14 protein-coding genes and 3 pseudogenes are annotated in these 22,088 nt (G+C 72.9%); 5 read left to right on the top strand and 12 right to left on the bottom strand.

Annotated elements, in window-relative coordinates:
* Positions 1-74: 74 nt before the first annotated feature.
* The 3 genes from FF36_RS01360 to FF36_RS01350 form a co-directional block, all read right to left on the bottom strand.
* Positions 75-1,547: a sensor histidine kinase gene (locus FF36_RS01360; RefSeq protein ID WP_044883101.1), complete on the bottom strand. Its 1,473-nt coding sequence runs from the start codon at positions 1,545-1,547 to the stop codon at positions 75-77.
* 6 nt (positions 1,548-1,553) lie between these two features.
* The gene (locus FF36_RS01355) at positions 1,554-2,306 is read right to left on the bottom strand and encodes a response regulator transcription factor (protein WP_236705902.1); all 753 of its coding nucleotides are present in this window, start codon (positions 2,304-2,306) and stop codon (positions 1,554-1,556) included.
* An 87-nt stretch (positions 2,307-2,393) separates the two neighbouring features.
* The gene (locus tag FF36_RS01350) at positions 2,394-3,830 is read right to left on the bottom strand and encodes an MFS transporter (protein WP_236705901.1); all 1,437 of its coding nucleotides are present in this window, start codon (positions 3,828-3,830) and stop codon (positions 2,394-2,396) included.
* A gap of 89 nt (positions 3,831-3,919) precedes the next feature.
* Between FF36_RS01350 and FF36_RS01345 the strand changes: the two genes are divergently transcribed.
* Positions 3,920-4,573, top strand: a complete 654-nt coding sequence (locus FF36_RS01345; RefSeq protein WP_044883099.1) for a TetR/AcrR family transcriptional regulator — start codon at positions 3,920-3,922, stop codon at positions 4,571-4,573.
* 631 nt (positions 4,574-5,204) lie between these two features.
* Here FF36_RS01345 and FF36_RS01340 read toward each other — a convergent pair.
* From FF36_RS01340 to FF36_RS01310, 7 genes are all read right to left on the bottom strand, one after another.
* Complete coding sequence (locus tag FF36_RS01340) at positions 5,205-6,452, bottom strand: ABC transporter substrate-binding protein (RefSeq protein ID WP_082121612.1); 1,248 nt, start codon at positions 6,450-6,452, stop codon at positions 5,205-5,207.
* Positions 6,453-6,594: 142 nt separating this feature from the next.
* Positions 6,595-6,789 carry a ferredoxin gene (locus FF36_RS01335; RefSeq protein ID WP_011604962.1) on the bottom strand — a complete coding sequence of 65 codons (195 nt, stop codon included), beginning with the start codon at positions 6,787-6,789 and terminating at the stop codon, positions 6,595-6,597.
* Entirely contained in the window at positions 6,786-8,033 is a 1,248-nt protein-coding gene (locus FF36_RS01330) for a cytochrome P450 (RefSeq protein ID WP_044883098.1), read from the bottom strand. The genes FF36_RS01335 and FF36_RS01330 overlap by 4 nt, the downstream gene beginning before the upstream one ends.
* A 64-nt stretch (positions 8,034-8,097) precedes the next feature.
* Positions 8,098-8,775 (bottom strand): ABC transporter ATP-binding protein, encoded by a 678-nt coding sequence (locus FF36_RS01325; protein ID WP_044883097.1) that lies wholly within the window; start codon positions 8,773-8,775, stop codon positions 8,098-8,100.
* Positions 8,772-12,488, bottom strand: a complete 3,717-nt coding sequence (locus FF36_RS01320; RefSeq protein WP_044883096.1) for an ABC transporter permease subunit — start codon at positions 12,486-12,488, stop codon at positions 8,772-8,774. Before FF36_RS01320 ends, FF36_RS01325 begins: the two co-directional genes overlap by 4 nt.
* A 202-nt stretch (positions 12,489-12,690) precedes the next feature.
* Positions 12,691-13,794 (bottom strand): ABC transporter substrate-binding protein, encoded by a 1,104-nt coding sequence (locus FF36_RS01315; protein ID WP_052680884.1) that lies wholly within the window; start codon positions 13,792-13,794, stop codon positions 12,691-12,693.
* Positions 13,795-14,891: 1,097 nt separating this feature from the next.
* A complete protein-coding gene (locus tag FF36_RS01310; RefSeq protein WP_044883095.1) occupies positions 14,892-16,115 on the bottom strand; it encodes an ABC transporter substrate-binding protein in 1,224 nt (407 codons plus the stop codon).
* Positions 16,116-17,487: 1,372 nt separating this feature from the next.
* Here FF36_RS01310 and FF36_RS01305 point away from each other — a divergent pair.
* The 4 genes and pseudogenes from FF36_RS01305 to FF36_RS36740 form a co-directional block, all read left to right on the top strand.
* Positions 17,488-18,006, top strand: a complete 519-nt coding sequence (locus FF36_RS01305) for a flavin reductase family protein (RefSeq protein WP_044883094.1) — start codon at positions 17,488-17,490, stop codon at positions 18,004-18,006.
* A gap of 186 nt (positions 18,007-18,192) precedes the next feature.
* Complete coding sequence (locus FF36_RS35295; RefSeq protein WP_206778438.1) at positions 18,193-18,420, top strand: hypothetical protein; 228 nt, start codon at positions 18,193-18,195, stop codon at positions 18,418-18,420.
* Positions 18,421-18,821: 401 nt separating this feature from the next.
* Positions 18,822-19,488, top strand: a pseudogene (gene modA, locus FF36_RS36745) (molybdate ABC transporter substrate-binding protein); the annotation flags it as partial.
* A gap of 1 nt (position 19,489) precedes the next feature.
* A pseudogene (locus FF36_RS36740) lies at positions 19,490-19,637 on the top strand (molybdate ABC transporter substrate-binding protein); the annotation flags it as partial.
* A gap of 223 nt (positions 19,638-19,860) precedes the next feature.
* Here FF36_RS36740 and FF36_RS01295 read toward each other — a convergent pair.
* On the bottom strand, positions 19,861-20,706 hold the full coding sequence (locus tag FF36_RS01295; RefSeq protein WP_044883092.1) for an SAM-dependent methyltransferase: 846 nt from the start codon (positions 20,704-20,706) through the stop codon (positions 19,861-19,863).
* An 87-nt stretch (positions 20,707-20,793) separates the two neighbouring features.
* A pseudogene (locus FF36_RS36735) lies at positions 20,794-21,079 on the bottom strand (neutral zinc metallopeptidase); the annotation flags it as partial.
* Positions 21,080-22,088 lie beyond the last annotated feature (1,009 nt).

Raw genomic sequence — 22,088 nt, 5'->3', positions numbered from 1 at the left:
CGCGACTCGACGCACGGAGAGTTGGGGCACGGAGGCTTGGGGCACGGGCGGCTTGGGGCGGCGAGGCGCCGCGATCATGGTTCGCGACGGGGAAACATGTCGGGTGGGTCGGGGACGGGGGGCAGCGTGATCGTGACGAGGGCGCCGCCGCCCGGGTCGTTGGCCGCCTCGACGGTGCCGCCGTGGGCGGCGGCAATCGCCGCGACGATCGACAGGCCGAGCCCGGCGCCGCCGTCGTCGCGGCCGCGGGCGGCGTCCGCCCGGCGGAACCGCTCGAACGCGTGGGGCAGGAAAGCGGCGGGAAATCCCGCGCCGTGATCGCGAACCTGCACCACGACCACGCCGGGCACGCCGTCGGCGCGCCCCGGCGCACGGTGCCCCCGCAGTTCGACGGCGCTGCCGGGCGGGGCATGGCGCACCCCGTTGGCGAGCAGGTTGTCGACGGCCTGGCGCAGCAGGTCCGGGTCGCCGAACACGGTCAGCGGCCGGTCGCCGGCGGGCACCGTGACGTCGAGGCGCAGCCCGCGCGAGGCCGCGTAGCCGGCGGCGGCGCGCGCGGCGCGGTCGAGCAGCTCGTCGAGGGCGAGCGGCCCGCGCCGGACGTGGCCGCCGTCCATCCGGGCCAGGGTGAGCAGCGATTCGGCGAGGCGGATCAGCCGGTCGGTCTCCTCGGCGGCGGTGTGGATCGCCTCCCGTAGCTGCTCGGCCGAGCGTCCCGGGCGGTCGGCCAGCTCCAGCTCGGCGCGCAGCACGGTCAGCGGGGTGCGCAGCTCGTGACCCGCGTCGGCGACGAAGGCGCGGTCGCGGGCGCGGGCGGCGTGCAACCGGGCCAGCAGGTCGTTCATGGTGCGGGCCAGGGCGGCGATCTCGTCGCGGGTGGCCGGCACCGCCAACTGGAACCCGTCGCCGGCCGTCCCGAGGTCGGAGGCGGCCATCTCGGCGGCCTGGCGGCGCATCCGGTCCACCGGGCGCAGCGCGGCGCCGGACAGCAGCCAGGCGGCAAGCCCGGACAGCGCGATCAGCGGCGCGGTCGCCGTGACCATCACGTTGCGGACCCGGTCCTCGGCGCGGTCGGTGAGGTGGGTCGGGGTGCCGACGACGGCGACGAGCGGGCTCCCGCCGGCCGCGGCGCGCACCGGCACGGCGTACAGGCGCGCCTGGCCGGCGGGCAGGGCCCGGTCGTCGGCGTCGCTGGCGATCCAGACCGGGTGGGACCGGGCCCGGGCCCGTTCGTCGACGGCGAGCAGGGGGGCCGTCCCGGCGTCCGCCGAGGAGGCCAGCGGCCGCCCCTCGGGGGTGAGGACCTGGGCGATGGAGCCGGCCCCGGTGAGCAGGGCTGCTGGATCCCCGCGGCCGGGCACCGGCTCGCCGGCGGCGATCCGGTCGGCGAGGCGCGCGGTGAGCACGTCGGCCCGGGTCCGCAGATCCGTGTCGACGGCGTCGCGCAGGTTCGCCCGCAGCAGCAGGTAGAACAGCGTGCCGGCGAGCAGGAGCACCAGCGCGGTGCCGAGCGCGAACAGCAGGGTCAGCCGAACCCGCAGCGGCACGTCGGGCTACGTCCCGCCGCCGACGGCCGGCAGCGTCGACCCGGTCGGGCGCGGCTCGGTCGAGTGCGGCTCGGTCGAGTGCGGTTCGAGCGGGACGCACAGCCGGTAGCCGACCCCGCGGACCGTCTCGATGAGCGAGGGGGCCGGCGGCAGATCGATCTTGCGGCGCAGATAGCGGACGTACTGGTCGACGATGTTGGAGGTGGCGTCGAAGGCGTCGTCCCAGACGTGCTCGGTGATGTAGGTGCGGGTGAGTACCTGGTCGGGATGGCGTAGCAGCAGGTGCAACAGGGCGAACTCCTTGGCGGACAGGTCGACCGGCGCCCCGCCGCGCCAGACTCGGTGCCCGGCCGGGTCGAGTTCGACCGCGCCGGCGCGCAGCACGACGGGCCGGTGCACCGCGCCGCGGCGGACCAGCGCGCGCAGCCGTGCGGTGAGCTCGCCGAAGCTGAACGGCTTGGGCAGGTAGTCGTCGGCGCCGGCGTCCAGGCCGCGGATGCGGTCGTCGACGTCGACGCGCGCGGTGAGCATGAGCACGGGCGCCCAGCGGTGGTCGGCGCGCAGCCGGCGGCACACCTCGAAGCCGTCGATGCCGGGCAGCATCAGGTCCAGGACGATCGCGTCGTAGGCGATCTCGGTGGCCCGCCAGACGGCGTCGATCCCGTCGCCGACGACGTCGACGGCGTATCCCTCCTCGACGAGGCCCCGGCGCAGCACCGCGGCGGTGCGCACCTCGTCCTCCACGACCAGGACCCGCATGGACCGATGGTAGGACCCGCCGGATGTGACGGCGATGTGGACTCCGCCGGCTCGCCGATGACGGACTGGCCCGGCGGGACGGGCGGGTCAGCCGGGCCGGCCGGGCAGCCGGCCGGCGAGCAGGCCGATGCCGGCGGCGGCCGCGGCGAACAGGGCGAACAGGGGCGTCACCCAGTCGGTGCCGGCGCGCGACTGCAGCAGGCTCAGCAGGGCGACGCCCAGCGACGCGGCGAGCTGCACCGCCATGAAGATCGAGGTGGTGCCCTGCGGCTGCTCGACCGGCGGCAGCGTGCGGTACAGGCTGGCCACGGTCGGTGAGGCGGTGAGGCCGAAGCTCAGCCCGACGGCGACGAACAGCGCGCACGCGGCGGCGAGCGGGATGTGCTCGGCGGTCGCCGCGAAGGTGGCCAGCAGCACGGTGGTGGCGCCGGCGCCGGCACGTACGAGGGAGCGCGCGCCGAGGCGGTCGCTGATCCGCCCGCCGGTCGTCATCGACACGAGCAGCCCCAGCCCGAGGGCGCAGACCAGCAGCCCCTGGTCGAGGCCGTGCAGGCCGTGCTGGTCGAGGCCGACCACCGGCAGTGCCGTGGTCTGCCCGTACATGACCAGTCCGACCAGGCTCATCACGGCGATGCTCGCGGCGAATCCGGGCCGGCGCAGCAGCCGCAGGTCGAGGGCGGGGGTGGCGGTCGTGGTGAACGCGTGGCGGACGTAGGCGGCGAGCAGGACGATCCCCCCCGCCGCGGCGGCGAGGACCGGCCAGTCGCCGGGGTGCGCGCCGGCCCGGTTGACCGCGAACAGCACGCCGAGGTAACCCGCGGTGAGCAGGACCAGGCCGCGTAGGTCGGCGCCGGGGCGGGTCGGGGCGGGGTCGGGCCGGCGGGCGGGGACGTAGGCCAGGGTGGCGGCGCCGACCAGCAGCCCGAGCGGGAAGTTGACCGCGAACAGCCACTGCCAGTGGCCGGTCTCCAGCAGCAGACCACCGAGGATCGGGCCGGCCGCGGGCGCGACGTTGACGACCGTGGACATCACGCCGAGCGCCCGCCCCATCGACTCCCGGGTGGCCAGCGCCGCGGACAGGGTCATCGCGCTCGGTTCGAGCAGCCCGCCGCCGAATCCCTGGAGCACCCGGAAGCCGATGAGCATCCCCGGCGAGCGGGCCAGCGTGCACAGCAGCGAGCCGAGCAGGAACAGGCCGAGACCGGCGAGGAACACCGCGCGCCCGCCGAAGCGGGCGCTCGCCCAGCCCAGCAGCGGCAGCGCCGTCGCCGCGGCGAGCAGGTAGGCGATCGTCACCCACACGACGGTGGTCAGCGGGGCGGAGAAGGCGTCGGCCAGCGGGGCGAGGGCCACCGCGACGACGGTGCCGTCGAGCACGGCGAGCAGCGCCGCGCCGGCGAGCGCGACCAGGGCCGGGCCGGTGCGCACCCCCGACCCGGATGCCGGCGTCGGGCTGGCCGCGGGGACGGCTGCCGGGTCGGGCGCCGTGGCGGCGGGCTCCCCGGAGGCTTCCTTTACGCTCATGAGACCAGATTAAACTACACGGTTTAGTAAGGACAGGAGGGCCTACAGTAAGGACGGCAGCGGCGGCGCAGAGGTGAGGGTGGGGCCCGATGGCGGGACGGCAGCGCGGGATCGACAAGCGCCGGGCCATCCTCGACGCCGCAGCACCGATCTTCGGCACGCAGGGGTACGAGCGGGCGAGCGTGGACGCGATCGCCACCGCGGCCGGGGTGTCCAAGCCGACCATCTACAGCTACTTCGGCGGCAAGGAGAACCTGTTCCGCGAGTCGGTCGCCGACTCCGCCGTCGAGCAGAACGGTGACGCGCTGCGGGTGCTGCAGGCCCTGGACGTCTCCCCCGAGCGCTGGCAGGCGAGCCTGTTCGAGGTGGGCGTAGCGCTGGTGGAGTGCCAGCGCAGCACCTGCTCGATGTTCCTGTACCGCACGATCGCCGCCGAGTCGGTCCGCGATCCCGAGATCTACCGCACGGTGCGGGAGAAGGCCGGCGACCCGATCCTCGACGCGCTCACCGGACGCCTGGCGATGCTCGGCAACGCCGGGCTGCTGCAGGTCGCCGACCCGGCGCTCGCCGCCCGCCAGTTCTTCGCACTGATCAACGCGCAGATCCCCGAGCTGACCGAGAACGGCACCCGCCCGGCGGCGGACGACGTCGTGCGCCGCGCCGTGGAGGCCGGCGTGCGCACCTTCCTGCTCGCCCACGGCGTGCCCGACCCGCAGCCGCCGGCCGCCACGACGGTGCCCTAGTCCGCGTATGTGGTTGTGACCGTGGGGGCCTGTCGCGTTCCCTGATCCTCACCGTCGAGGTGTGCAGGTGAGGGCAAGATCGTGGAAGTCGAGGTCGTGCCCGGCAGCACGGCGCGGTTCCGCGGAACACCAGGCGTCCGACTCGGGACCGGTGCTCGCAGACGAAAGCGCCTTCGCGCCTGCCCGTGTCTGCCTGTGCCTGTCTGTGCACGGAATCGCGCCGAGGGCTTGTGCCACTTTTCAGCCCGAAAACCGTACCTAAGCCTCGGCACGATCTGGCCGCGTTCTGACCGGAAAAGCCAGAGGAGTGAGTCCGAAGCCGGGCGGGCAGGTCGCGGTGCGTTTTGCACGGTCTGAGCCCGGGGATCGTGCGCATCGCACCGCAATGCCGCCGCACTGGTAGCCGGCCCAACTGACAGGTCCCCGATCGCCGGGGTCCCAGCCGGGAGGTGCCGGGAGGTGCCGGGAGGTGCCGGGAGGTGCCGGGAGGTGCCGGGAGGTGCCGGGAGGTGCCGGGAGGTGCCGGGAACGCCCTGGGCCGGGCCGACCCCCATTTCGGGAGCCGGCCCGGCCCAGGGCTTGCCGGCCGGGGCCGGCTAGCGTCGGGTCCCGCGGACGGGACCCGACGGGGTCACTTCGCGCCGGCGGTCAGGATCTTCTGGCCGTCGTAGGACGTGCCGGTGGCGAGGAAGGTCTTCTTCGTCGAGTCCCAGCGCTGGCCCAGCAGGGTGTTGTTGAACAGCCGGGTCAGGCCGGGGACCGGGTTGGTCTTGGTGAAGTCCAACGGCGGGACGAGCTGCAGGTCCAGGCCCTTGGTCTGGTTGAGCTGCGCCAGCAGGGACTTGGCGGTGAGGTCACCGGTGACCTTCTTGCCGACCTGTTCGACGATCTGGACCGCCAGCCAGCCGCCGATGGTGGAGGTGGAGTGGCGCAGGTTCTTCGCCGCGTCCTTGTCGCCGGCGGCGAAGTCCGCGTCGAGCTCGGACTGCAGCCGGGTCAGCTCCGGGTATTTCGCGCTCTGGTTGAACAGCGGGAAGGCGCCGACGGCGTAGAAGTTCTTCGCCGCGGGCCCGAGCTTGACCAGGTTCGCGTCCGAGATGGTGCCCGCGGCGTTGCAGTAGTTCAGCTTGTCCCCGCCGGCCTGGATGAGGCCGATCGCGCTGGCCTCGGCCAGGCCCATCGTGACGCCCTGCGCGCCGGCGTCGGTGATCCGGGCCGCGACCGGAGCGTAGTCGCTCGTCGTCACCGGCACCTTGATCTCCTGGGTGCCGACCCCGGCGGACTTGCCGCCGAGCCCGGCCAGCGCCCCGAGGCGGGAGGCCGCGGCGATGTCGTAGTTGACGACCCCCATCTTGCTGATCTTGGCGGTGTTCTTGAGCAGCGGCGCGCAGACGGCCTCGTAGTACGTCGACGCCGGCTGGTAGACGAAGCTGATCTTCGAGGTGAGGTCCGAGCCGTCGCCGGCGATGCCCGAGCTGCCGATGCTGGGGATTCCGGCCTTCTCCAGGATGGCGTTGATGCCGCCCGCGGTGCTGAAGGCGGAGACGACGGCGAGGTACTTGCCGCTCACCGCCTTCTGGGCGCAGGCCTCGCCCGCCGCCTGGTCGTTCTTCGAGTCGCACACGTCGATCTGCACGGGATGGCCGTTGATGCCGCCGCGCTTGTTCAGCGCGCGCACGGCGGCCTTCGCCGCTCCGGCCTGCTCCGGGAAGTTCGTCGTCGGCGTCGTCAGCGGCACGATGGACAGCAGCTTCACCGGGCTGGCCTTCGGGCCGTCCGTGGCCGGCGACGACTCCCCCGTCGTTCCGGACGAACCACACGCGGCCAGGGCCAGCGTGGCCCCCACCGCCAGCGCCGCCATCGCGCTTCTGGACCGCATCGTCTTCCTCATCATCTCTCGCCCGAACCCACTCTCAACTCGCCGCCGTTCCTCCACCCGACCGCCACCGTCCCGCCGGCCGGCCCCCCGCGGGGCCGGCCGGCCGCCGCGGCCGGGACGCTCTACATCCCGCCGGGACGCTCTACACCCCGTCGAGCAGCACGGCCCGCTCCGGGCAGGCCTCCGCCGCCCGCCGGGCCAGTTCCACCCGGTCGGCCGGCACGTCCGCAACGGTCACCTCGCCGTAGCCGCTGTCGTCGTCGGTGAACAGCTCCGGGGCGAGGTCGTAACACCGCCCGTGCCCCTGGCAGCGGGCGGTGTCGATCGTGAGCCTCATGCCTGCCCCGCATCCGTCGGCCAGGTCAGCGCCAGCGAGTCCAGGCCGCGCAGCGTGTGGCCGTTCCAGGTGATGCTCGCCCCCGGCGCCAGGGAGTACTCGGGGATGAGTCGGTGCCACTCGCGCAGCACGGTGCGCAGCTCCATCCGGGCCAGGTGGGAGCCCAGGCAGCGGTGCGGCCCGCCGCCGAAGGCCAGGTGCCGCTTGTCGGCGCGGTCGAGGTCGACGACGCCGGCCCGCGGGTCCGCGTCCGGGTCGAGGTTGCCCGAGGCCAGCATCACGTGGACCATCTCGCCCTTCTTGATCGGGCAGCCGGCGATCTCGGTGTCGCGGGTGGTGATCCGCGGGACGGCTATCACCGGGGTCTCCCAGCGCAGCAGCTCCTCGACGACGGTCGGGATCTTCTCCGGGTCGGCGACGATCGCGCGCCGCGCCTCGGGATGCTCCAGCAGGTAGGCAAGAATGCAGGTGAGGCTGATGGTGACGGTGTCCAGCCCGGCCATCATGAGCATGAAGCAGATCCCGAGCAGCTCCGGCTCGGTCAGCGGCCGGCCCTCGATCTCAGCCTTGAGCAGCTCGGTGATGAGATCGTCCCGGGGCTCGGCGCGCCGCTGCGCGAGGACCGTCCCGAACAGGGTGAACGCCTGCGTGCCGGCCTCGGTCTGGATCCGCACCCTCTCGTCGGGGTCGTCGGTGAGCGACTCCGGACGGATGATCGCGTCCTTCATGTGCAGCAGGGCCGGCAGCTCGGACTGCGGCAGCCCGAACAGGGTGAGGAACACCGAGCAGGGCAGCGGGACGGCGAGGTCGGTGGCGAAGTCGCAGGCGCCGCGGTCGAGGAAGCTCTCGATCGTGGCGACCGTGTTCGCCACGACCTCGGCCTCCAGCACGGCCATCCGCCGCGGAGAGAACAGCGGGTCGAGGATGCGCCGGTACTTGGCGTGGTCGGGCGGGTCGACGCCCATCGGGATGGCGGGCAGCGGGCTGCTCATCAGTTCGGGGATGAGGTTGGAGAACACCTCGGGATTGCGCAGGACCTCGTCGATGTCGGACCGGCGCAGGATCTGGATCCAGCCATCGTGTCCCTCGTCGTAGTCCACCGGGCACTTCTCCCGCAGCCGGGAGAAGTAGGCCCGCGGGTCCTCGGCGCGCTGGCGTTCGAACTCGACCCAGTCCAGCGTCGCGGCTCGCAGGCCGTGGCCGCCGTCGGCGGGCGCCGCCGCGCCCGCGGTGTCGTCTGGCATATGCGTGTTCCTCCAGGATCGGTGAGACGTTCCGTCCGGGGCACGGACGGGGGCGGTCAGGCGGTCAGGTGAGATAGCTCTGTTCGACGAGCGCCGGGTCCGCGCGGGCCTGGGCGGCCGGTCCCGACCAGCGAACCCGCCCGCGGCTGAGCACCACGGCCCGGTCCGCGACGCGCAGCGCCGCGCGGACGTGTTGCTCGACGAGCAGCACGGCGAGCCCGTCGTCGGCGGCGGCGCGGATGGCGCCCAGCAGACGGGCCACCACCTGCGGCGCGAGGCCGAGCGAGAGCTCGTCGGCGAGCAGCGCCACCGGCCGGCGGGCCAGCACCCGGGCCAGGGTGAGCAACTGCTGCTGGCCGCCGGAGAGCAGACCGGCACGGCGGTCGAGATGCTCGGTGAGCTCGGGGAAGTCGGCCAGCGCGGCCAACGGATCCACGCCGCCGATGCGCAGGTTCTGGCGGACGGTCAGCGACGGGGTGACGGCCCGTTCCTCGAGCACCACGCCGAGGCCCTGCCGGGCCCGCCGGTGCAGCGGCGCCGTGGTCGCCTCCCCCTGCCAGGTGACGATCCCCTCGTCGGGGGTCAGGGCGCCGGCCAGCGCCATCAGCGTGGTGGTCTTGCCGGCGCCGTTCGGCCCGAGCAACGCCACCACCTCCCCGCGGGCCACCTCGAGGTCGAGACCGACCACGACAGGCCCGGCGCCGTACCCGACGGCAAGCTGGCGGCATCCGACGACGCTCACCTGGCACCTCCAGCCACGGGCGGCGCCGCCGCCGCCTCACCGACCGGCGCGGCCAGCGCCGCACCGTCCTTCCCGTCCCCGACCGCCGCGTCGCCGGCCGAGCCGTTCTCGTCGCCGGCCGTCTGCTCCGGTCCGGCACCATCGCCGGCCGTCTGGTCGGGTCCGGCGCCATCGCCGGCCGTCTGGTCGGGTCCGGCACCATCGCCGGCCGTCTGCTCCGGTGCGCTGGCCTGGGCCACGACGATCTCCTCCTCGGTACCGCCGGCGCCCACTCCGTCCGCGGCGGCCCCCTCGCCCTGCGCGGCGGCCTCATCCACGGGGACCGCCTCATCCGCGAGGACAGCCTCGTCCGCGACGGCAGGAGTCTCCGCGACCGCAGGCTCGTTCGCCGCGACAGCCTCAGCCGCCACCGCCGGCGGCTCCTCGACGACAGGCTCGTCCGCCGGCGCCGACGACTCCTCGACCACCGGCTCGACCGCCGGCGCCGACGACTCCGCTGCGGCAGCCTGATCCACCGCCGCCGGCGGATCATCAGCCGGGGCGGTCTCGGTGGCGCTGCCCGCCTGGTCGTCGGCGGCGCCGTCCGCGGTCGGCTCGTCGGGGCGGCCGAGGTAGGCGGCGATGACGGCGGGATCGGCCTGGATGTCCGCCGGCGCGCCCTCGGCGATCCTGCGGCCGAACTCGAGGACCACCAGGCGGTCGCAGACTCCCATGACGAACGGCATGTCGTGCTCGATGAGCAGGACGGCGATTCCCCACTCGTCCGCCAGGCGGCGTACGAGGGCGGCGAGCTCGGCGCTCTCGTGCTCGTCCAGACCGGCCGCCGGCTCGTCGAGCAGCAGCACGGACGGCGCGGTCGCGACGGCGCGGGCGATCGCCACCAGCCGGCGGCGCCCGTAGGACAGCGCCGACACCTGGGTGTCCAGCGCGTCGGCCAGGCCGAACTCGCGGACCGCGGCCTGGGCGGGTGCACTCAGCGGGCGGTTGCCCGGCCAGACCAGGCCGGTGATGTAGGCGGCGAGGTCGCGCGGGTCGCTGGCGGCGCGCAGGTTCTCCGCGACGGTGAGGTCCTCGAACAGTTCGAGGTTCTGGAACGACCGGCTCACCCCTGCCCGCACCCGGCGATGCGCCCGTAGCCCGTCCAGGCTGGTGTCGCCCACCCGGACCGTGCCCGCCGCCGTCGCCGCGTACCCGGTGATGGCGTCGACGATCGTCGTCTTGCCTGCGCCGTTGGGCCCGATGAGCCCGACGACGGTGCCCGGCGCCACCTCGAACCCGACGCTGTCCACGGCGACGACGCCGCCCCAGCGCACCGTGATGCCCTCGACGGTCAGCGTCGCCGGCCGCACCCGCAACACCTCTCGCGTGGCCTCGGCTTCCGGCGGCGGGGCCACGTCCGCGGCGGCCGGGACGACGGCCCCGGTCGTCACAGCCTCGGTCGTCACAGCTCCGGTCGTCACAGCTCCGGTCGTCACAGCCTCGGTCGGCGCCTCGACGACGGTGACCGGCGCCGGGGCAGGGCCGGCGAACGCGGTGTCGGGGCGGCCCAGCCGAGCGGCGACGGGGGCGGGCAGCGGCAGACGGGCCCGGCCGGCCAGGCCGCCGGCGAGCCCCGTGCCCCCGGAACGGATCAGCACCAGCAGCAGGATGATCCCGCCGATCAGCGGCAGGTAGCGGTCGATCTCGCGCAGCCAGTCGGTGAGCCGGTCGCCGAACAGTACGCCCAGCACCGCGAGGACGACCAGGGCGCCGGCCGGCAGCCAGCGCGCCCACCGGGCCGCGCCGGCGCGCCGGGACCGGTCGACCTGGCCGCGGGCGAGCCCGCCGAGCCCGTACCCGAACAGGCCGGCGAGCACGGCGCCGACGGTGCGCGGCAGCGCGGTGGAGCCGCCGAAGCGGTCGGACAGCCAGCCGGCGAGCTGCTGACCGAGGGTGCCCGGCGCGAGCAGGGCGCCGATCCCGGCGCCGCTGATGTAGCCGACGCCGCCGACGACGGCGTAGGCGACGACGAGGATGCCGGTGAACGGCAGGAAGTTCCCGTCGTCATAGCTGATGTTGCGGTTGGCGAAGGCGAGCAGCACCCCCCCGAGCCCGGCGATGGCCGCGGACAGCGCGAAGGCGTAGATCTTCGCCGCGAACACGCTGATGCCCAGCGACGCCGCCGCCCGTTCGTTGGTGCGCACCGCGATGAGCCGCCGCCCGGCCCGGCCGCGGCGCACCGCGGACACCGCGAGCCCCGCGAGCAGCAGCAGGATCAGCGCCAGGGTGGCGTAGGCGCGCGGATCGTCGGTGCGGTCGACCGGGATGCCGAGGAAGTGCAGCGGGGCGTCGGCGGTGGCGACGACGGTGCCCTGCTGGTCGAGCACGTCCCCGAAGATCGAGGAGCTCTGGCCGTCCGCGGGAGGTGAGGAGTAGCCGCGCTGGAACAGGATCGCGCTGACGGTGACACCGAGGCCCAGAGTGACCACGGCGAGCTGCAGGCCGCGGGTGCGCAGCGCCGGCAGGGCGAACAGCACGCCGACGGCGGTGGTGGCCAGCACGCCGATCACCAGGGCGGCGGCGAACGGCCAGCCCTCGGCCGCCACCAGGCGCCCCGCGACCAGCGCGGCGATCCCGGCCAGCGCGCTCTGGGCCAGCGAGAGCTGGCCGGCGTAGCCGACGAGGACCACCAGCGACAGCAGGATCAGCGCGTACCCGGCCTGGAGGGCGACCGCGTTGACCCACGGATCGGGCAGCACCAGCCAGACGAGCGCCACCAGCAGGGCGAACCCGCCGACCAGCACCGGGAGGTTGATCGCTCCGGAGCCGAGCGGCGGGCGGTCCTCGGCCTGGTGGGCGCGGTCGGGAATGTTGCTGCCCCGCACGACGAGCAGCACGATGATGACGACGACCGGCAGGGCGCTGTCGAGGCCCTGCGCCCAGTCGTGCGGGCCGGTCAGGTGCACCTGGAGCTGGAGTTCGACCAGCGCCAGCAGCAGCCCGCCGACGAGCGCGAGCGGGAACGAGCGGAACCCGGCGGCGAGCGCCACCGCCAGCGCGGGAACGACCAGCAGGACCAGGCTCGTCGACGACAGCGGGTTCTGCAGCGGGGCGAGCAGGACACCGGCGAGGCCGGCGAGCACCCCGCCACCGAACCAGCAGGCCCCGGCGACCGCGTCGGCCGACCAGCCGAGCGTCGCCGCCGCGGCCGGCCCCTCGGCGACGGCGGTGGTGACCGCCCCGGCGGTGGTGTACCGGAAGAACGCCCACAGCGCCGCGACCAGGGCGATGACGACACCGAGGCGGACGAAGACGTGCACCCCGACGGGCTTGCCGAACACCTCGACGACGGACTGCGGCAGGAACGACGGCACCGAGCGGCTCTGCCCGCCGAAGGCCAGCACCACCGCGGCCTGCAGGACGATGAGCAGGCCCAGGGTGGCAACGACCCGGTTGAGCGGCGCGGCATGGCGCATCGGCCGCAGCACGGCCACGTGAAACAGCAGCGCGACCGCCCCGGTGAGCACGACGACGACGGCAGCGGCAAGCGCGGTCGGCAGCCCCCACCCGTCACCGGCCTCGTGGAACAGATAGGCCGCGAACATCACCAGCGCGCCCTGCCCGAGGTTCAGCACTCCCGAACCCCGGTGGATCAGCAGCAGACCCGCCGCCACAAAGGCATACAGTGCGCCGGCCCCAAGACTGATGACGGCGTATCCGAGAAAGCTGCCCACAGCATCACCCCAGTCCGAACTCTAGCGAGTTCGATCCTCACCGAGAACCGGTCGGATAGTTCTCGACACCGCCGGTCGTCACTGTGACGCCTGCGCTCCCGCCAGACCACACCATCCGGATCGGATGGCCGGCCCATATCTTCGCCTACGCCCCGCCGTAATGTCCTTCTATCACATCAACGCGCGGGCCCGACTTCCCGCATCACTGGCCGGTGTCGAAGCGTTGGCCACAGAGTGGCTGTGGGGTCACGACCTCGAAATGGTCACCGCTTCCGGCGACCCGGACGAAGTCGAAGCACGGATCGAGCTGGCCCTGATCGGTGGCGTAATTGATCTTATTGACCAGCATCCCGTCGGCATCGTAGTCGGTCACCCCACGCAGGCCCTTCATGTAGGACTCGCGGGTAGGACAGCCGTGCTGAGTCTTCAGTCCACGGATAAACAGGTCCGCGCTCAGCCAGCCGATGATGGTGCTCTGCTGGCCGGGCGGGGAGACCTCCGGGGAGTAGTCCGCCATCGCCTGCAGGAACCGGCGCTGGACCGGCCGGTTGCGCTCCAACGCGGCGTAGGAGAGCGACGCGTAGGTGCCGGCGAGCTGCCGCCCGTAGGGGGCGAGCAGGCGCGGGTCATAACTGACGGCGGACACGGCGACCTTGAACGGGTGCCCGGCGCCGACGGCGGCGTCCAGGACACCGGTGTAGAGGTCGAGCGGCGCCGCGGCGATGATCGTGTCGACCCCGGAGGAGATGATCTTGCGGGCGACGTCGGCGGCGTTGGTGCCGTCGACGTCCTGGGTGACCGCGTCGATGCCCGCGTGCTGCAGGCTCTTCGTCACTCCGTCCGCGTAGAGCTTGGCGGTCTCGCTGAGGAAGCTGACGACCACCGCGGCCTTGGTGCCGCCCTGCTGGCGGACGAAGTCGCCGATCGTCGTCGTGCTCTGGCCCGTCTGGCTCGTCAGGGTGACGGTGAAGGTGTTGCGGTGCGCCGCCCAGCCGGGCTGGTCGGCGGCGCCGATCACCGGCACGCCCGCCTTGTCGAGGTAGGCGACGGACTGCTGGGACACCGCGGTGTACTGGACGACGGCGAAAGCGTTCTGGGCGACCAGCTCGCGGGCGCCCTGCAGGTTGCCGCGGGGGTCGGACTGGTCGTCCTGCCAGGCATAGTCGATCTTCCGGCCGTCGACGCCGCCGGCCGCGTTCTCGGCGCTGAAGCGGGCGTTCACGCCGGCCCGGAAGCCGGTGAACTGCGCCGCCATCACGCCGGTGTCCGGATAGAGCAGACCCACCTTGATCGCACTGTCGGTCACGCCCGGAGCGCACGAGCCGGACGCGGACCTTCCGCTGTCCGACGAGTCCCCGGAACTACAGGCCGCCAGCATTGTCACCGCAGCGATCGCCGCCACGCCCAGCCTCGTGCGCCACACCCGTCGAATCCGCCTCTCGATCGCGCCGAGGTTTCCCGAGCCCGTGGCCGACCCCTCTGCGCTGATGAATTTCCGATCCCGGCCGCACGTGCGCGATCGGGGTCGGCGAGCGAACTCGCCGCGAGAACCGCCACCGCCGCGTAGCGCATCAACGTCTACCAGATCAGTGCGGACGACTTGTTCACCGCAGCACAGCAGTCAGTACAGGTCCCATCCTCCGACATCTTCACTGAAGATCACCGAACTTCGTCGGCGAAAACCTATCAGGGGGGAGCCACGCCGGAGCCAGCCGGGGGGTGCTCTCCGCTTCCCATCCGCGCCCTTAGGCATCGCCTCAGGAAATTTGCAACGGGCTCCACCCAGCCTTCTCCGTCGGGGGTCAGCGACGCTCACCCGAGCGTCGGCACGGGGCCACCCGCCACCCGACTACGCTCACGGTCTGTAGACGATGAATATTGTGCTGTATACGAACCCTTGGGACGGACAACTTCCGGCGCATCAGGGACGACGATCCGCACCGGCCGATCCGGCCCGGGGTTCGCCGGCACTCCACCAGGCCTCGGATGCCGGCTGGACGGCGGCACTCAGGCCCGCAACCTGGGGCGATCCGCCGGCAAAGTGATCCAGATCGCAGGAGTACCGGAGTACCGGCCCTCCACCGCACTGGACCGCGACCGCGTCGCCCCGGAACATCGCGCCGAAAGAGCCGCGGACCCCGCCGCCGCGAACACCTTCGACGGACCGGTCCCGAAACCCGCGCCAGCGTATCCGAGAAAGCTGTCCGTGACCTCAACCCAGCCGAATCTCCGGCGGGTTCGATCCTCACGGGCACCGGGCCGAAAAGTCTCCTCGATCCCGCCGGCGGGGGCGTTGCAGCCACCAATCCGCAACACCGAGAAATCCATCTCAGATTGTCCCGGAGTTGGGATGGAGGAGTGCTCTCGGCATCGGCATCGGCAGGGCGCGGCGCACCGGCGGCCTCATCGATCCGTCTCGATGCGCTCCCCACAGAGGGGCTGCGGGCTGACGACCTCGAAATGGTCGCCGCTGTTCGCAACCCGGACGAAGTCATAGCAGAGGTCGAGCTTACCCCGGTCTGTTCCAAAATTGATCTTGTTGACCATCATTCCGTCAGCGTCGTAGTCGCTCACCGCCCGCAGGCCCTTGATGTAGGAGTCGCGGGTGGGGCAGCCCTGCTGGGTTTTCAGGCCACGGATGAACAGGTCCGCGCTCAACCAGCCGTCGATGGCACTCTGCTGGCCCGGCGGGGAGACCTCCGGCGAGTAGGTGGCCATCGCCTGGAGGAACTGGCGCTGGACCGGCCGGTCGCGTTCGAGAGCCGCGAAGGAGAGTTGGGCGTAGCTGCCGGCGAGCTGGTGGCCGTAGGGGGCGAGCAGGCGCGGGTCGTAGCTGACGACGGAGACGGCGACCTTGAACGGGTGTCCGGCGCTGACCGCGGCGGCCAGGACGCCGGTGTAGAGGTCGAGCGGGGCCGCGGCGATGATGGTGTCGGCACCCGAGGCGATGATCTTCTGTGCGACGTCCGCGGTGTTGGTGGAGTCGACATCCTGGGTGACGACGCCGATGCCGGCGTGACGCAGGCTGGCGCTGACGCCGTCGGCGTAGAGCTTGGCCGTCTGGCTGAGGAAGCTGATGGCCAGCGCCGCCCTGGTGCCGCCCTGCTGCCGGACGAAGTCGCCGAGGGTCGTGGTGCTCTGGCCGTTCTGGCTGGCGAAGGTGACGCTGAAGGTGTTCTGGTGCTGGCCCCAGCCGGGCTGGTCGGCCACCCCGACCACGGGCACGCCCGCGGTGTCGAGGTAGTCGATGGACTGCTGGGAGGCGGCGGAGTACTGGACGACGGCGAAGGCGTTCTGCGCGACCAGCTCGCAGGCGCCCTGCAGGTTGCCGCGGGGGTCGGACTGGTCGTCCTGCCAGGCATAGTCGATCTTCCGGCTGCCGACGCCGCCGGCGGCGTTCTCCGCACCGAATCGCGCGGTCACGCCGGCCCGGAAGCCGGTGAACTGCGCCGCCATCACACCGGTGTCCGGATAGAGCAGACCCACCTTGACCGAGTCGTCGGTGACGCCGGGGGCGCAGGTGCCGGTCGCGCTATTCGTGCCGCCCGACGAGTCACCGGAACTACAGGCAGCCAGCATGAGTGCGGCGATCGCCGCCCCGGTGAATCTCGTCCGCCACACCTGCATAAGCCACCTCTCGACCGCGCCGAGGTCTACCCGTGCCGGCATCTGGACCGCTGCGCGCCAACGCCTCCTCCGCTCTCACCGGCAGATCCGGGATTATGTGCGGCCGGCTGCCTGCACCCCGCAGACCGCCGTTACCCGGTGGCGCATAAACACAAAGGATCAGTGCGGACGATCCGCATTGACAACGCTGCGGTCAGGACGGGGCCGATCCCCCCGCGCCTTCACCGAAGAGCACCTCTCCGCTGGCGGAAACCTACCAGGGCCGAGCTGTCGCGGAGCCAACCGGGGGGTTCCCTCCACTTCGGCTGCGAGCCCCTCCGGTCGGCCGCGAACGCATTCACGCGGCCCTGCTCGCGTGCTGCCACACGGAGTGCTACCGCCACTCGTTCCGACCGGGCTCCGTGTTAGCGGTGCGCGCAGGACCGGTAGCCGATCCGTATCTCAAATATCACCAGCAACACAATGACGGGCGTGCCGTGAACCACCGCCCCTCGGGACGGGAGCGGCCGAGCTGGGCGCCACCGGTCATCCCGCCCGCGGACCGGACGGCGATCGGCGGGGCCGTACCGTGCACAGATCCACGCCGGCAGTGAGCGAAGTCATAGTCGTCCCCATCCGCGTTCCGTGCGTATCCCGGTGTTGAGGTCACCCGCCACACACCGGGGTCCGGATGCCCTGATCGGCCCGTTGACCTGCCATTGGCGCGGATTTAGTGTGGAAGCGTGCAGCTCACTCCGTGGCCTACGGCCGGCGCATCGCCGTGCGCCTCTGTGGAGGGTCGCGACGACCAGCCACGTCTGCGGCGCCGGCGTCACGTCGACTTCGGCCACAGCAACAGCGATCTCTGTCGCCCCTGCCGCTGAGTCACCCCACCCCGGCCACCCCATCCCGCGAGCGTCCGCACCGACCCGCCGGGAAGGCCCGGCCCGGTCCCGCGCGGATGCCGCCGTCGTGAACGCCTCCGGCACCTGCGCCGTCCCGAACGGCTCCGCCCGCCCCGTCGCCGTCCCGCCCGGCCCCGCAGGGTGGCTCGCCCCCCGTTGACACGTCCGCCTCCGGCCGTGCGCCTGCCACGCGTCGCCGGTGGCCCTGACCAGCACGTGTCCGACCCACTCCCCAGCCCCGCGGCGGCGGACAGCCCGGCCCGTCCACGAGCCGGACCCTGCCGGTCCGCGGTCCGAGTCGTGGCGAGCGTGCCGACCGGGCGCGGCGCAGCGGCGACGATCGGTCGGATGGCCCGACCGTCGGCGTGACCGACGCGGTCCATGGCACCGGCCGAGCCCGATCCGCCGCTCAACACCCACGACCGCCACTGAGAACCATGTCCGCCGCTCAGAACCATGTCCGCCCCTCGAACCTCGGGAGCATCCGTATGACCGCCTCGCTTCGCCAGACCCAGGGAGCCCCCAGGGCGCGCGCCGTCGACGGCGACCTGTTCCGGACCGTCTTCCGGGGTCACCCGGCGGGCGTCGCCGTCATCACGACGGACGCCGGCGTGGGACCGGTCGGCTTCACCGCGACCTCGCTGGCGTCGCTGTCCGCCGAGCCCCCGATGGTCGTCTTCGCGATCTCGTCGAGCGCGTCGGCCTGGCCGCACCTGCGCACCGCCGAGACGTTCGTCGTCAACCTGCTCTCCTCGGAGCAGGAGGAGGTCGCCCGCCGCTTCGCCCGCAGTGGCATCGACCGGTTCGCCGAGCCGACCCGCTGGACCGCGCTGCCCACCGGGGAGCCGCTGCTCGACGGCGGCCGGGCCTGGCTGCGCTGCGCCACCCGCCCGCCGATCGAGGCCGGCGACCACTTCCTCATCGTCGGCCAGGTCCTGGAGGCCGCGACCGACCCCGCCGCGGCGCCGCTGATCTACCACGACCGCACCTTCCACGCCCTGCCCTGAGCTCGCCCGCGCCCCGGGTCCGCGCACGCGGCTCGGCCGCTCGCCCGCTCGCCCGCTCGCCCGCTCGCTGCAGCGTCCACGGCCCGCACCCCACCAGGGGGCGGGCCGTGCGCGCGTCGGGGCCCGGCTGACCACCGCCCGGCTGACCACCGCCCGGCAGATGAGCGCCCGGCCGGCCGTCATAGCGTGACCATTTTGCTCGCTTCTGTGACTATTCGCGCGCACGATCATCCCGATCATGCTGATGGCGTGCGCTGGCAGGACGGGCACTGCGTGCCCGCCGGCGTCGCCGAGGCCTCGGCCACCTGGGTCCTCGACTACGACGTGACCGCCATCGGCATCGTGCTCACGCTGGACGTTCCGCTCGTCGCGCTGCGCGTGGTCACGGGCCACGACAGCCCCTGCCTCCCGTAGGACACAGCCCGCTGTGACGGGCTCAGCTCACTGCCGGCCCGCCCGGGGCGCAGGCGCCGGCGCGCGCTGGATCCGGCCGGAGCCGGACCGCAGTTGCGGAAGGATTTGAGGCACCCCCACCTGGTCGTAACGTACAAGCGGCACTATCATGCATCCAGTTTCGCATCTGCGGCATCGCCTACCAGCGGCATCCGCAGGTGCGAGCGGGTGCCGTCGCCGTCGGAGTACTCCGCGCGGCTCGACGCTCGCGGCGACGACGACGTCGCCATAGGTCGGTTCGGTGACGATGAGTGACATCGAGGCGCCCGACCGCACAGCCAACAGTGGATGTTCGTAGGGGGCGGTCGACCGTGCGCGCGATGGCGCCGGCGACCGACCGTGGTGCGTAGGAACGGGGATTCGTGAGATTTCGCAGGGTGAAGACGGCGCTGGCGGTCGTGGCCAGCGCCGGTCTGCTCGCCGCCGGGTGTGGCAGCAGCGGGAGCGACGGAGGCACGGCCGCCACGCCGGCGCCCGCCACCACCAGTGCCTCCAGCGGTGTGACGGGCACGGTCACGGTGTTCGCCGCGGCGTCGCTGACCGGGACGTTCACGACGCTCGGCAAGCAGTTCGAGGCCGCCAACCCGGGGTCCACCGTGAAGTTCTCCTTCGCGGGCAGTTCCGCGCTGGCCCAGCAGATCACCTCCGGCGCGCCCGCGGACGTGTTCGCCGCGGCGAGCCCGGCCACGATGAAGACCGTCACCGACGCCGGGGAGAACTCCTCGGCGCCGAAGGTCTTCGTCCGCAACCAGCTCGTCATCGCCGTGCCGAAGGCCAACCCGAAGGGCATCAAGGACCTGCCCGACCTGGTGAAGCCGGGCGTGAAGGTCGCGCTGTGCGCCGAGCAGGTGCCCTGCGGCGCGGCGGCGAAGAAGGCGCTGGCCGCGGCCGGGACGCAGTTGACCCCCGTCACCCTCGAGCAGGACGTCAAGTCCGCCCTGTCGAAGGTCACCCTCGGTGAGGTCGACGCGGCGCTGGTCTACCGCACGGACGCGAAGGCCGCGGGCGACAAGGTGACGGGTATCGAGTNCCCCGAGTCGGCGAAGGCCATCAACGACTACCCGATCGCCACCCTCAAGGCCGGCAAGAACGCCGCCGGCGGCAAGGCGTGGGAGGACTACGTCACCTCCGACAAGGGCGAGGCAGTCCTGATCGCGGCCGGTTTCCAGGCCCCCTGATCCGCGGCTCGGCCCACGCCGGCCGCCGGTAGCGGGCGGCATCTCGGCCATGGTTCCCCGGGAGAGTCATCCCGGGGAACCATGGCCGTCGTCTTGTCCGGGCCCTGGCCCCGGCCGGCGCGGGCCGGCGGCGGGTGACGGTCAGCGGCCGATGGCGGATGACGGTCAGCGGCGGATGGCGGTCAGCGGCGGATGGCGGTCAGCGGCCGATGGCGGATGGCGGTCAGCGGCGGATGGCGACGAGGAAGCCGTCGACGAGCGGGCCGGGCGCGAGGCGGCCGGACTCGGTGGCGAGCTCGGCGCGCAGCCGGGCGCGCAGCACCTGCCAGCCGTGGCGGGGCAGCCAGGTGAGGGCGGGCTCGTCGAGGCCGCCCTTGAGCAGGGTCGCGAACTCGGCCAGCTCCGGGGTGGCGCGCAGCTCGTCGAGCAGCCGCGTGTCGGCGGACTGGTACTCGAATCCCAGCAGGCTGCCCGGGGCGGACAGCTCCCCGACGGTGGTGAGCAGACGGCCGGCCTGGTCGGCGTCGAGGTAGGGCAGCAGGCCCTCGACGAGCCAGGTGGTGCGTTCCCGCGGCCGCAGGCCCGCGCGGGTCAGCGCGGTCGCCCAGTCGCCGGCGAGGTCGGCGGGGACGGTGACCCGCTCGGCGCGCGCGGTCGCGTGCCGGGTGTCGAGGACCGCCTGCTTGAACGTCAGCATCTCCGGCAGGTCGACCTCGAACAGCCGGGTACCGGCGGGCCAGGACAGCCGGTAGGCACGGGTGTCCAGGCCCGCGGCGAGCAGGACGAGCTGGCGTTGGCCGTCGTCGGCGGCACGGGTCAGGTAGTCGTCGAAGAAGCGGGTGCGTTGCACGCCGTGGGAGTCCACCACGTCGATGAAGCGGGCGAAGGCGCCGGCGGGGCCGGCCGCGGCGGGGCCCCCGGCCGCCTCGACGAACGCCTCCGCGTAGGGGTCGTCGAAGAGCCGGTCGCGGCGCGCGCTCTCCCGGGCGCGGACCCACGCCATGCCGACAGCGGTCAGACCCACCCCGGCGGGAACCTCGATCTGATCGGACGCAGCCCTGAAGGTCATAACCGACCGTAACCCTGTCGCCGCAACCCGGCCGCACCTATGGTTACCGAGCGTCACCAGATTGACGGCGGACGTGGAGGCCGGTGGTCAGAACGACACGTCGCCCGTCTGGGACTTGCCGATCGTGTGGCAGGTGGAGCTGTCGCGCAGGTAGCCGAAGGCGAACGCCTGGGCGCGCTGGCGGGGGGAGCCATGGGCGTCGGGGGCGCTGGCGGGCTCCTGGGCGAACCAGCCGCCGCGGGTGTCGCCGAGGCTGTAGAACAGCAGGGCGCCCTGCAGGGCGTCGCTGACGGCGATGCGCCCGGCGTCGTGCGCGGCGGAGGCCTGCCGCCCGGCGAAGCAGTCGGCCTGGTTCTCCTCGGCGCGGGTGACGNCCCCCAGGTTCCCGCCGATGCGGTCGCCGCGGTGGGACAGCTCGTGCATGAGGACGAACAGCGGGTAGGTGGGGCCGCCGACCTGCGCCAGCTCGTCGAGAAAGTCGACGCTGTAGGCGACCGTGTCGTCGAGCGTGCAGTACAGCGCGTTGTCGGCGAACTGGCGGGGGTCGTTGACCTCGCGGCCGCAGGCGTCGTCGGGCACCTCGCCGTCGCGGTAGGCGACGAAGCGCGGCGCCGTCCAGGCGTCGCCGAACTCGCCGTGCCAGAACGTGTTCAGCGCGCCGGGGCAGCCGACCGGCTCGTTGATGAGCCGTTGGACATCCTGCACATTGGTGACCTTGCCGCCGCAGGATGCGGGCGACGCCGTCGCGGCGACGGGCAGCGCCCCGCCGGTGACGGCCGACGAGTCGCCGGTGGCGCCCACGGACGAACCGCCGAGGGCGGCGCTCGTATCGATGCCACTGGCAGCGTTGAGGGGTACACCGGTCGCGGAGGCGTTGCAGCCGGCCAGGAGGCCGACAGACATGACGATCGCGGCCAAGGCCGCCCAGATGACCCGCACGACGCTCAACCGTAGAGGCGATCTTCCCTGCCGGTGATCCGCCGTCGTCACCGCGATGGCAATCGAGGGAGCGGCGTCATTGCCCCCGCGGCGCGCGGCGGGTCTGGGACTCTCGGGCCGCCCGCCGCCCGTACCCGCGCCGGCGTGGTGGCCGCTCTGCCTGGGCGACTCGGATAACCGCAGGTAGAGCAACTGCGAACGGGCTCATGACCGCCGGTGGGAGCCCGGCGACGACGGCGGCGGCGACGGGTTCGCCGGAGCCCAGGGTGATGACGGTGACCGCAGCAAGTGTCGCCAGGCCGAGCAGAGTGGTCGCCGCGGTGACCACTATCACCAGGCGATGGGCCGGTAAGGGGGGTGGTGACACCGGCCCGATCGGGGGACGTTCGGCCATGGTCGACCTCCATCGAATGCACGAGCATCATCAAACGCATATGCACGTG

This window comes from Frankia torreyi (genome assembly GCF_000948395.1).
Lineage (GTDB): Bacteria > Actinomycetota > Actinomycetes > Frankiales > Frankiaceae > Frankia > Frankia torreyi.
This window is presented reverse-complemented; position numbering and strand designations above follow the sequence as displayed.